At 44.0% G+C, this 11,259-nt stretch carries 12 protein-coding genes; 6 read left to right on the top strand and 6 right to left on the bottom strand.

The genetic code is table 11. The annotated features are described in order from the left end of the window. The 5 genes from QUA54_RS00735 to QUA54_RS00715 form a co-directional block, all read right to left on the bottom strand. Positions 1-1,582, bottom strand: a 1,582-nt coding sequence (locus QUA54_RS00735; protein WP_333412489.1) for a tetratricopeptide repeat protein, incomplete at its 3' end; no start/stop codon positions are given. Continuing rightward, positions 1,539-2,378: a hypothetical protein gene (locus QUA54_RS00730; protein WP_333412487.1), complete on the bottom strand. Its 840-nt coding sequence runs from the start codon at positions 2,376-2,378 to the stop codon at positions 1,539-1,541. The genes QUA54_RS00735 and QUA54_RS00730, both read right to left, overlap by 44 nt. Positions 2,379-2,456: 78 nt before the next feature. Next, positions 2,457-2,894, bottom strand: a complete 438-nt coding sequence (locus QUA54_RS00725; protein ID WP_333412485.1) for a hypothetical protein — start codon at positions 2,892-2,894, stop codon at positions 2,457-2,459. Between the two features lie 180 nt (positions 2,895-3,074). Continuing rightward, positions 3,075-3,596 carry a tetratricopeptide repeat protein gene (locus QUA54_RS00720; RefSeq protein ID WP_333412483.1) on the bottom strand — a complete coding sequence of 174 codons (522 nt, stop codon included), beginning with the start codon at positions 3,594-3,596 and terminating at the stop codon, positions 3,075-3,077. A gap of 47 nt (positions 3,597-3,643) precedes the next feature. Further along, entirely contained in the window at positions 3,644-4,003 is a 360-nt protein-coding gene (locus tag QUA54_RS00715; protein WP_172184493.1) for a single-stranded DNA-binding protein, read from the bottom strand. A 330-nt stretch (positions 4,004-4,333) separates the two neighbouring features. Here QUA54_RS00715 and QUA54_RS00710 point away from each other — a divergent pair, with 330 nt between their 5' ends. The 3 genes from QUA54_RS00710 to mreD all read left to right on the top strand — a co-directional run bounded on the left by QUA54_RS00710 (position 4,334) and on the right by mreD (position 6,798). Further along, positions 4,334-5,341 (top strand): rod shape-determining protein, encoded by a 1,008-nt coding sequence (locus tag QUA54_RS00710; protein WP_006632285.1) that lies wholly within the window; start codon positions 4,334-4,336, stop codon positions 5,339-5,341. A gap of 87 nt (positions 5,342-5,428) precedes the next feature. Continuing rightward, positions 5,429-6,235, top strand: coding sequence for a rod shape-determining protein MreC (gene mreC, locus QUA54_RS00705; RefSeq protein ID WP_333412482.1), 807 nt, complete (start codon positions 5,429-5,431; stop codon positions 6,233-6,235). Further along, entirely contained in the window at positions 6,232-6,798 is a 567-nt protein-coding gene (gene mreD / locus QUA54_RS00700) for a rod shape-determining protein MreD (protein ID WP_333412481.1), read from the top strand. Before mreC ends, mreD begins: the two co-directional genes overlap by 4 nt. Before the next feature lie 84 nt (positions 6,799-6,882). Here the strand turns inward: mreD and QUA54_RS00695 are convergent, their stop codons facing one another. Then, on the bottom strand, positions 6,883-7,674 hold the full coding sequence (locus QUA54_RS00695) for an HAD family hydrolase (RefSeq protein ID WP_333412479.1): 792 nt from the start codon (positions 7,672-7,674) through the stop codon (positions 6,883-6,885). A gap of 246 nt (positions 7,675-7,920) precedes the next feature. On the opposite strand from QUA54_RS00695, the gene argB reads away from it, so the two are divergent. The 3 genes from argB (at position 7,921) to QUA54_RS00680 (ending at position 11,246) form a co-directional block, all read left to right on the top strand. Further along, entirely contained in the window at positions 7,921-8,832 is a 912-nt protein-coding gene (argB, locus tag QUA54_RS00690) for an acetylglutamate kinase (protein ID WP_333186186.1), read from the top strand. Positions 8,833-8,995: 163 nt separating this feature from the next. After that, positions 8,996-9,262 carry a DUF4926 domain-containing protein gene (locus QUA54_RS00685; protein ID WP_333412476.1) on the top strand — a complete coding sequence of 89 codons (267 nt, stop codon included), beginning with the start codon at positions 8,996-8,998 and terminating at the stop codon, positions 9,260-9,262. Positions 9,263-9,458: 196 nt separating this feature from the next. Next, positions 9,459-11,246, top strand: a complete 1,788-nt coding sequence (locus tag QUA54_RS00680; RefSeq protein ID WP_333412473.1) for a cellulose-binding protein — start codon at positions 9,459-9,461, stop codon at positions 11,244-11,246. The last annotated feature ends 13 nt before the right edge of the window (positions 11,247-11,259 follow it).

Raw genomic sequence — 11,259 nt, 5'->3', positions numbered from 1 at the left:
CGGCATAGATTCCTGCTAGACGGTGCAAAGTAGCAGCTTTCCCTCGAACATCGCCAACTTTTTCCAGAAGTTCGAGATATTGTTGATAAAATGCGATCGCCTGTTCTACTTCCTCTCGATCGGCATAGATTATTGCTAGACAGTGCAAAGTAGCAGCTTTCCCTTGAACATTGCCAATTTTTCCCCAAAGTTCGAGAGATTGTTGATAAAATGCGATCGCCTGTTCTACTTCCCCTCGATCGGCATAGATTCCTGCTAGACGGTGCAAAGTAGCAGCTTTCCCTCGAACATCGCCAACTTTTTCCAGAAGTTCGAGAGATTGTTGATAAAATGCGATCGCCTGTTCTACTTCCCCTCGATTGGCATAGATTATTGCTAGACAGTGCAAAGTAGCAGCTTTCCCTTGAACATTGCCAATTTTTTCGGAAATTTCGAGAGATTGTTGATAAGATGCGATCGCCTGTTCTACTTCCCCTTGATTGGCATAGATTCCTGCTAGTTGGTGCAAAGTAGCAGCTTTCCCTTGAACATTGCCAATTTTTTCCCAAAGTTCGAGAGATTGTTGATAAAATGCGATCGCCTGTTCTACTTCCTCTCGATCGGCATAGATTCCTGCTAGTTGGTGCAAAGTAGCAGCTTTCCCTTGAACATTGCCAATTTTTTCGTAAATTTCGAGAGATTGTTGATAAAATGCGCTCGCCTCTTTGGGATTTCCCCAATCGTTCTGAATCCATCCTAATTCATGTAAAGTATTTGCTTTTAAAGATATGAACTCTTCATCATCTTTCGCCAAATCTAACGCTTGTTCCAGATAGTATTTTGCAGTTTTATATTCACTCCGACTGCGATAAGCAATTCCCAAATCATTCAAAACCCTAATGCGAGTTTTCAAATCCCCTTGAGTTTCCTCGCGCCCATTCGAGGGAGTATATTCGATCAATAACCGTTTTAATAAATCGATCCGTTCCTGCTTTTCCGGCAACTCACAATTGCTAATTCCTTTGCTAGCATCCAGAGTTTGAGAAATCGCATCGTCTCTAGTATTTACAGGAGTTTTGAACACAAAAGTCCCCGAATTCCAGGCCCAGAAATCCGGCGCATAATTAGCAACTCGCGTAATCGCATAATCCGGCAAACAAAAAATCATTGGATGCGGCACTTTAACCGGATAAGCATCTCGTACCCAATTAAAATCTACCAGCATCGGCGGATATTCCCCCGTCATCCCGATCGCATTTTCCACTCCCCGCACAATGAAAATCAACTTTTTATCCGGTTGAACTTTGACTGTTGGCAAAACCTTCAGAATTTCATCCATCAAAAAGCGCATATCTGGATCGGGAAAATCCCAAATCTCAAACTGCATCCCTTGACAGTCGGGGTGGTTAATCAATGCCTGAATAATCGCATCTCTATCCTTGACAAAATTGCTTTGGATAAATCCCAAATCAAAGGCGTTGTCGGGAACAATATCGACAAATGTCAGCAATTGATCGAAAGACTCTTGATTGAGTTCAACAATCTTTTGCCGATCTATTTCAGGGATTTCCTTGGATTGATGCCAGGGCTTGTTGGAAAGCATAGCTTTGTTTTACGAGTGGGTTGACATAATTCCACCGACTATTGCCGTTGTATTCCAAAACGGAAAGATTGAATAATAAATTTTGTCCAATTTCATTTTTATCAATATCTTTATTCAGGCAAACTTGCGCTAAAATTGTATAATATTCTGGCCCAGGAGTAGACCTTTCAAAGTCAAATTGCTGTTGATTTAAAGCGTAAGTTACATCTTCAGCCAAAACTTTACTGTGTTTGCGAGTAATGGCTGTGCGACAAGCCGATCGAGTTACCTGCATCAATTGTCGCACGTGACCACCGCTAGCTTTTGCCAAATCTAGCAACTGTTGTCGATCGTCAAATACGGCACTAACATCAACCCGCTGTTCGATCAAACTGGCAACTCCTTCTAATCTTTGCTGATTGTAATTTAAATCGCACTCGCTGCGATTAAATTCATAAATATTCACCATTGGCACGATGTTGGGATTGCTAAACAAGTTGCTAACATTTTTATATGAATAAATTACTGAAATCGGCACTGTATAGATAATTGTACAGTCTAATTCTTGGAGTTGAGGAGCGTAATCAAAAAACAAATGATTGCCAACATTTGGAGGAATCCGGTCTAAGTTGTCAACAATCACCAAAAATCCTTTTTGGTAGCGGTTTGGATATTTGCGTCTCAGCTTGTCAAAAGCATCTTTTAGCAACAAGTTAATATCTGTTTGCAAGCGGGATAAATTACGCTGAAGAGTTTCGCGAATTACTTTTTTTTGTTGGCTAGAACCTTTGATTTGACCGATCAATTTGGCGGTCAACTTAGAAATAAAGGGGATTTCTGCGCCTGCACTTGCTTCTGTTTCGATGCTGACCGAAGATTGAACGGTTTGTTCATTTTATTGAGTAATATCTTTAAACCACGATTCAAAACTCTCTAAAAGTTTGGGATCGAACTTCAATCGTAATTTAGTTAAATCATCAGCTACTTTGTTGATAAAAAGCAAATATAAATCGGTATATTCAGCATCATAAGCATCTAGTTCCCGATCGAATTCTATGTAAATCACCCGATATTCATTTTCCCAACGCGACTGAATGCGTTTTAACTCTGTACTTTTGCCGCATCCCCGATGTCCCGTAAACAAAAATGTGTTAAATTCTCCCGGTTCTTGAAGATCCAAATCCGTGCTAACATCGTCGATCGCTACTGTGTTTCGTACTGCAGACAAATCCACATAATACCGGGCAATATCATCGCCCGTTAGAGGCTTGACATCGCAAGCGCGGTAAGCTTCTTTGAGTGTTTTGGCGCGGTTGGGTGGGAGTGAAGTCATCGGATTGTATATTGTAGATTGTAGATGGAACCCACAGCTTATCGCGATCGCGGACGATCGGGATGTGGAGCTTTTTAACTCCTATGTTAACTCACATCTCGCACTATACTCAAGAACTAGCGATCGCTACCAACCGACCACAGAAACCGGTTTTTTTCGCGACTCCACTTCCAAAAATGATTAATAACTAATAAATAAGCCGCCTAAAATCAAAACGATCGCAATTAACGCCACCCAGATAAATCGATTGTCTTTCGTATTAACCTGACTTAAATCTACAGGTTCTGGTAGGCTGGGCTGGGGTTTAGCGTACTTGATATCAGCGTTCGGATTGGCTTGAAAACTGATTGATTGATTTTCATCTAAAGCTGCCAAATCAGGGATTTTCACCATCCATTCAGGAGGGATAGTGAGTTTGGGAGCTTCGAGAATGAACAGCAAGCGCTTTGCTTGTTGGCGGGTTTCTTGGCGAGGATGGCGGGTGAGCTTGCGGCAAAGCTCGATCGCCTTTTCTGTATTGCCAGAGGCTTCGTAGGCTGTCACTAGCCACATCTGCACCTCGCCGCCCAACCGGGAATTTCGATCGACTAAACCGGTAGCTGTTTCTAAACTCTGCACAGCTTCAGCATACCGGCCACTCTCAAAAGCTACTTGCCCAGCTTGGTACTCAGTTTGAACAATTTCTAACTTTTCTGAAGTCACGAGCACCCACCCAATTCACAAATATTACTTCCCAAATTCCCCAAACGCTAGAATTCGCTGTTGTTTTGCGACATACCCGACTCGTTGTCGCGTTTGGAACCCAGCAAGTCTAAATGGTCTACCTTAATTACCGGCTTCGATCGATTTGAACCCGTATTGCGGTCTTGCCAGCGATCGAACTTCAAAGAGCCTGTGACGCCAATTAGAGAGCCTTTGCGAACGTAGTCAGCAGCAATCTGCGCTGTTTTGCCCCAGATTTCCAGATTGAACCAGTCTGGTTGATCGCTGTTCTTGGTTCTGCGGTTCACTGCCAGCGTCAAACTACACTTAACTGTACCCGACTCAAAATACTTCACGTCCGGGTCGCCGCCGACGCGGCCTACTAAAGTCACAACATTAAGACTCATAAACTTTTTTGGGAATGTGGTCGATCGGTGATGTAGTTAAACAGTCCACACGCGCATTAGCCTCCAAACTGAACTGGGAACAACGCTTGTGAGGCTTCATCCTGATTGTACACCCACTTAGCAGAACATATTGATGGTGGATGATTGGCAAGTCTGCGCTCAACCTGAGCTCGACAATGTACATTTCTGACTAGACTCAGGATGAAAAACGTAATAGAATCCACCTCGGTTACATTTTTGTAACAACATTATTGCACACAATAGTATTTTAGTTTTTGGGGGGGGTACAAATCAGTGGGTCTTCTCAATCGATTTTCGTTATCTAGAGATATGGGTATCGACCTCGGTACTGCTAACACGCTCGTTTATGTATCGGGCAAAGGTATTGTTCTGCAGGAACCTTCTGTAGTGGCTATCGACCAAGACTTAAAAATACCGCTGGCTGTTGGAGAAGAAGCTAAAAAAATGCTCGGGCGCACGCCAGGGAACGTCATAGCACTTCGTCCGCTTCGCGACGGGGTAATCGCAGACTTCGATACGGCCGAACTAATGCTCAAGACTTTTATCCGCAGGGTTCACGAAGGCCGAAGCTTAGTTTCGCCGCGGATAATTATTGGCATCCCCAGCGGTGTCACCGGAGTCGAGAGGCGTGCTGTCATTGAGGCGGCAACTCAGGCGGGTGCTAGAGAAGTGCGGTTAATTGATGAACCTATCGCTGCTGCGATCGGGGCTGGACTGCCTGTTGCTGAGGCGACTGGTAATATGATTATAGATATCGGCGGGGGTACGACGGAAGTTGCGGTTTTGAGTTTGCAAGGTACGGTGATCAGTGAATCTGTGCGGGTAGCCGGCGACGAACTCAACGAGGCGATCGTCCAATACATGAAAAAAGTTCACAATTTGGTCATCGGCGAACGCACTGCTGAAGAAATTAAGATTCAGGTGGGTTCTGCATATCCAACTCCAGAGGATGACGACGTAATGATGGAAGTGCGGGGCTTGCACTTACTGTCTGGTTTGCCCCGAACTGTTACTATCAAAGGCCCAGAAATTCGCGAAAGTATGTCGGAACCGCTTTCAGTAATTGTGGAAGCTGTCAAGCGTACTTTGGAACGCACCCCCCCCGAATTAGCAGCAGATATTATTGACAGGGGAATTATGCTCGCTGGTGGTGGCGCGCTGATGAAAGGTTTAGATACTCTGATCAGTCACGAAACAGGAATTGTCACTCACGTGGCAGCCGATCCGCTGTGCTGCGTGGTTTTGGGAACTGGTAGGGTATTGGAAAACAAACAGTTGGAACGGGTTTTCAGCGGGCAGTCGTCGCGTAATATGTAGTTAACAAATTTGGGATTGTGGATTTAGAAATACGGCTGCAATCTCAAATCTAAAATGCTGAGATAACAATTTTAGATTACTGAAATTATGCTAAAAAATACATTCCGAAAGTGGTGGGATCTGCGACTGCAAATTGCTCTTTTAGGTTTAGCTGTAACTGCCGCTTGGGGAGTTCGGCAAACACAAGGTGCGGCAGTATTTGAAGTTTACAATTGGGTGACTCGTCCTTTTCACGCCAACGGCTCTGGGCAAGAGGAGCTGATCTCGGCACGCACTCAAGAATTGCAAGCGCAGCTATTAGAATTAGAAAATCAAAATCAGAAGCTAAAAGAGCTTTTAGGTTACGTTTCGGGTAAGAAACCTCAAGGAATTGTAGCTCCTATTGTCGGTCGGAGCGCCGACCACTGGTGGCAGCAAGTAACCTTGGGTCGCGGCAGTAACGATGGCATTAAAACAGATTTTACTGTGATGGGTCCCGGCGGTTTAGTAGGCAGGGTTGTCAGCGTTACTCCTAATACTAGCTTGGTGCTGTTAGTCAGCGACGCTACGAGTCAATTGGGTGTGGGAATTACCCGCAGTCGCCACATGGGTTTTATGCGCGGGAAAGGCGGAAATCAGGCTGTGATGGAGTTTTTTGATAATGTTCCTAATGTCAAGCCTGGGGATGTGGTTTCAACTTCTTCTTTCAGTCAGTTGTTCCCTCCTGGTTTGCCGGTGGGAAAAGTGGTTTCGGTGGATATGAATAAAACTCCGGCTCCAGAAGCTGTTGTTGAGTTCTCTGCACCGATGAATTCTCTGGAGTGGGCGGTGGTTTACCCCCACTCTAAGCAAGTCGAACCAAAGGATTCGCAGAGTCAATCTTCTGCACCATCTGAGGGAGTACAGCAGCAATGAAAGCTTTATCTCGGATGTCTTCGCGATCGCGCCAATTTCTCAATTTCGCAGTTACATTTCTATCTGTGATGCTGTGCATACTGATATTGCCCACTCGGATGCCGGGAATGGAATTGCTGGGAATTGGGCCGAACTGGCTGTTAATTTGGTTGGTAGCTTGGAGTATTAAGCGGAAACGTACAGTTTGGGGGGCTGGTAGCATGGGCTTGGTTTTGGGGTTTCTTCAAGATGCGATGACGGCTCCTCATCCCACCCACGCTGTGAGTCTAGTTGTTGTCGGAATCCTAACAGTTGTTTTGCAGAAAACCTGGTCGATTCCGGCAGATATTGTTGAGAGAGATCCGATTCCGATCGCGTTAATTGTATTTGGGATGGCGGTGGTAGCGGAAACGGTGATGGGGCTGCAATTTTTTGCTATGGGCGATCGGGCTTTACTGGAAATTTGGAGCTATCACCAGCGAGTGGCTTTGTGTTCTGCTATTCTTAGCAGTCTTTGGGCTCCGGTGATTTATTTTCCCCTCAACCGCTTGTGGGAAATCACCAGGAATGTAGAAAAGCCTTAGTTAGTCATTAGTCCTCAGTCATTAGTCCTTAGTCAACAGTTAACAGTCAACAGTTAACTGTTAACTCATTACTGTTAACTAGAGTCATTCTACTATTACTTGTTGGCCGGAACCTAATAAGTGATGAACGGCAATAATCAAGTCGCTGAGAATGAAATTAGGTTGGTGCTTTTGTAGTTGATAGCGGCTGCGAATGCCGCAGGTAACGGCAATTGTAGGTATTCCTAATGCTTGTCCTGCGAGGATGTCTGCTTCTGTATCTCCGATCATCCAAGCCGAACCCAGCGATGACTCAAATTCTTCTGCAACTTCAGCCAACAATTCAGTTTTTAAGGCTGTATAGTTGTGATAGGCGGCATCCACCATCTGAGTTCCCCGAATGCTGGTAAACAGTCTGGCTAAACCGTAATTTTGTAACAGTTGAACGGCTTGATTTCTCGGCCGCAGGGTGACTAAAATCAGCCGCACGCCGCGGGAGTGCAGAAGTCCGATCGCCCATTGCACTCCCGGCTGGATGCGATCTAAGTGCAACAAGTCTGGTTGATTGACAATCTGACTGACGCATCCGAGAAAAACGTGAATTTCTTCTCCCGACAAGGCGGAACTTTTGGCTATTTCAGCATCGGGTACTCGGTTTTGTTTCATTTGCCAAAACTGCTGTTTGCTGAGGATTTGGAGGTTGAGGTTGATTCCCCTAGCAAGATAAGCTGCTTGAGTGTCGGCCAATCCCTGTTGATAGGTGGCGTAGTAGCGATCGGACACATCGACTATGGGCCCGTCTAAATCGCAAAATACCGTCATCCGGGGGGATGAGTCAGTCTCTGATGGTAGCTTGTACTGAAGGTTTTCGGAGTCTTGGGCGACAGCAGTTAACATAAAACGTTAAGTAAATCAAGGGAGCTATACATTTCTTGACTGTAGCAAAAAATGTATAAGTTATAGTACATAATTTTTAATGGCTTTATTAAAAATACCTATGAAATTTTTGAGGATGGGGTTCAATAAAGGCGATCGAGCCTGCGCGCCGATAAAATCAAGGCAAAAAGTGATTTTTGTGGCTGTTAATATGTGCTTTAGCCATTAAAGTTTAGAATTAAGTTTTTAGTCTTTTGTAATTTACCCATGCTCAAACAAAGCGATTTTGTTAGGAATTCGGACACTAATCGAGTAGAGGTGCTGTCCGAAGCACTGCCTTACATTCAACACTTTGCCGGTCGCACCATAGTGGTCAAATATGGCGGTGCGGCGATGAAAGATAGCAATCTCAAAGACAAGGTGGTTCGGGATATTGTGCTGCTAGCTTGCGTGGGGATGCGTCCGGTTGTGGTTCACGGCGGCGGCCCGGAAATTAATATTTGGCTGGAAAAATTAGGAATTGAGCCGCAATTTAAGGATGGTTTGAGAGTGACTGATGCGGCGACAATGGAAGTTGTAGAAATGGTTTTGGTGGGGAAAGTAAATAAGGAAATTGTTTCGTTAATCAACCAAGCTGGCGGCAAAGCAGTGGGATTGTGCGGCAAGGATGCCAATCTGATTCAAGCTCGTCCAGATGGTCGGGAAGGAATTGGATTTGTTGGTGAAGTCAGCAGCGTGAAAATCCAGATTTTGGAGTCTTTGGTGAACAGCGGTTATATTCCGGTGGTGTCGAGCGTGGCAGCCGATGAAAAGGGTCAATCTTACAACATTAATGCTGACACGGTGGCTGGGGAAATTGCGGCTGGTTTGGGAGCGGAAAAGTTGATTTTGATGACTGATACTGCGGGAATTTTGGAGGATTATCACAAGCCGGATAGTCTGATTGCTAAGTTAGATATTCAAGAAGCGAGACAGTTGGTTGAGTCGGGAGTTGTGTCTGGGGGGATGATTCCGAAAGTTAATTGTTGTGTGCGGAGTTTGGCTCAGGGTGTAAATGGTGCTCACATTATTGACGGTCGAATTCCTCATGCTTTGCTGCAAGAAATATTTACGGATGCGGGGATTGGGTCGATGATTGTGGCTTCTGAGTTTAGCAGCGCGAACTTAAGGCCTAAGTAAGGGGTAAATCCTAGCGTGGGGAGGGCGGGTGTGTGAAATGGGTAAACTCGCTGAAAGCGTGTATATTCTAACTAAACCTGCCCCTAAAAACCTTGAGAAGGTACTTCAGGGAAATTACTTCAACTAATTCTAACCGTTGTTGGATTTCAGCTTTTGTTAAACTATGCTCAAAAACTTTAGACTTTTAGATTCTGTTGCGATTCTCAAGCCGATTTCAAATACGCGATTAGCGCTAGTGGAACCAGAATACGCATCTATTTCTAGTTTGCCAGTTGGACTTGTGGGAACTATTATTGAAGTGTATGATGATACGGGAAAGGAATGTCAGTATTTAGTGGAGTTTGCTGATAGTCAAGGGATTGAATATGCTATGGCTATGTTAAAAGCCGATGAAATTTTAGTTCTGCAATATGAACTTGCAGTTGCTTAGTAATGTGAGGAGAATAGAAGTTAGATAAGGGCGATCGCACTTGGGGACAGAAAGGGCGATCGCCCCTCCACTGAGAGGCAAAAATGTTAATAATCTTATAGCTGATAGTTTTAGAAGGAACTTTTTGATAAGATATCAAAATTAAAACTGTCTTACCGCTCGGATTTTACCTAAAACAATAAAATCAGTCAAAATTATGTCTCGATTAAGTATCAGATCGAACAAAAAAGCTCTGGGCTTTGTGCTGGGTTTATTAATTTTTGTCATTTTCATTCCCGGATGTTGGGCTTTAACAACTAATATTGCTCCCACAGCAGCACGGCAAGTAGATAACAAAGTAGCTGTGCGTGCAGATGTACAAAATACATCAAATTCTCGCTCTTCTTTAGGAGTTGGGCTTAGTGGTATTGCTGACTACTCCACACAATTACCTTTTTTAGATGCTTTTAAATCTTCTAGACAATGGATAACTCAATGCGTCACCGGACAACCAAACTGTAAAGGCGAATGGGATACAGAGGAGTATAATCTTTTAAACCTTGATGAAAACGGGTGGGTGAAGTCTCTTCCGTCTCCCGAAGATGCTCCTAAATATACTAGGGTAAGTACCCTATTACTGAGGGAAATCCCCAATCGCTATCCTTCAGGGCAATATATTGTTACTTATGAGGGTGAGGGTGCGATCGAATATACCTATGATGCCAAAAAAGATGAGGCTGCGTCGAAACCCGGGAGGGATATCATTAATGTGGATGCCACACAAGGCGGAGGCATAATGATTATAATTACTGCTACCGATCCAAAGAAAACAGGGAACTATATCCGCAATATTAAAGTTGTTCGATCCCAAGATGAACAGCTTTATCAAAGCGGTGAAATATTTAATCCGCTGTTTATAGACAAGATTAAAAAGTTTAAAGTTTTGCGTTTTATGGACTGGATGGGAACAAATGGTTCGGAACAAAAAGACTGGTCAAACCGACCTAAACCAGAGAGCGTATCCTATGCTTATAGAGGAAATGTTCCCATAGAAGTTATGGTGAATTTAGCTAACAAAGTCCAAGCAGAACCCTGGTTTAATATCCCGCATCAGGCTACTGATGAATATATGACTAACTTTGCTAAAAGGGTAAAAGATAGTGTAGATCCAAAGCTGAAAGTTTATGTAGAGTATTCTAATGAGGTTTGGAATTGGTCATTTCCACAATCGCATTATGCTTTAGAACAAGGTAAAGCGAAGTGGGGAGATAAAGGCGATGCTTTTATGCAATGGTACGGAATGCGTACTGCTCAAATGTGCGATATCTGGAAAGGTGTTTTTGAGGATCAAAAGAATCGAGTTGTCTGCGTTTTAGGAGTTCAAAGAGGCTGGAGAGATTTAGAAACTTATGCTTTAGAGTGTTCCTCTTGGGTAGCTGAGGGCAATAAACCTTGTTATCAACACGGCATTGATGCCCTAGCCATAGCTGGATATTTTAGCGGCAACTTGGGCGGGAAAGAAAGTGTCAGCACAGTAGAGTCTTGGTTGAAGGACGCAGATGGCGGGTTTGGAAAAGCTTTTAAGCAATTAAGAGAGGGCGGGTTACTTCCTGGCTTCAAAGATAGTTTGCCAGATGTTGATAATGACTTTAAGTATTTTTTAGATGTGGCTCAAAAAAAAGGTCTCAAGTTATTTGTTTACGAGGGCGGTCAACATATTGTAGGTACTGAAGGAGTGGAGAATAACGAAAAACTGACTGAGTTTTTTATGGAATTAAATAGGCGTCCAGAAATGTATGATATGTACACCCAATTACTGAATAGTTGGAAACAAGCTGGAGGCAGTCTTTTCATGCACTTTGTGGACGTGGGTGGATTTAGTAAGTGGGGAAGTTGGGGCGCTTTGGAATATGTGGAACAAAAGGGTTCGCCTAAGTATGATGCTTTGATGGATTTTATCGATCGGAATCCTTGCTGGTGGGATGGGTGTGCTGTGGAGGGATGATGAGGAATTGGGT

Source organism: Microcoleus sp. MOSTC5, assembly GCF_036701825.1.
Taxonomy (GTDB): Bacteria; Cyanobacteriota; Cyanobacteriia; order Cyanobacteriales; family Microcoleaceae; genus Microcoleus; species Microcoleus asticus.
Note: the sequence above shows the minus strand (reverse complement) of the source record. Positions and strands in the feature narration are given on the sequence as shown.

Bases quoted from the DNA above. Each gene is read 5' to 3' on its own strand.
- argB (WP_333186186.1), top strand. From the start codon at position 7,921: ATGCTCAAACAAAGCGATTTTGTTAGGAATTCGGACACTAATCGAGTA.
- QUA54_RS00695 (WP_333412479.1), bottom strand. From the start codon at position 7,674: ATGTTAACTGCTGTCGCCCAAGACTCCGAAAACCTTCAGTACAAGCTA.
- QUA54_RS00725 (WP_333412485.1), bottom strand. From the start codon at position 2,894: ATGACTTCACTCCCACCCAACCGCGCCAAAACACTCAAAGAAGCTTAC.
- QUA54_RS00710 (WP_006632285.1), top strand. From the start codon at position 4,334: ATGGGTATCGACCTCGGTACTGCTAACACGCTCGTTTATGTATCGGGC.
- QUA54_RS00715 (WP_172184493.1), bottom strand. From the start codon at position 4,003: ATGAGTCTTAATGTTGTGACTTTAGTAGGCCGCGTCGGCGGCGACCCG.
- QUA54_RS00685 (WP_333412476.1), top strand. From the start codon at position 8,996: ATGCTCAAAAACTTTAGACTTTTAGATTCTGTTGCGATTCTCAAGCCG.
- QUA54_RS00680 (WP_333412473.1), top strand. From the start codon at position 9,459: ATGTCTCGATTAAGTATCAGATCGAACAAAAAAGCTCTGGGCTTTGTG.
- mreC (WP_333412482.1), top strand. From the start codon at position 5,429: ATGCTAAAAAATACATTCCGAAAGTGGTGGGATCTGCGACTGCAAATT.
- mreD (WP_333412481.1), top strand. From the start codon at position 6,232: ATGAAAGCTTTATCTCGGATGTCTTCGCGATCGCGCCAATTTCTCAAT.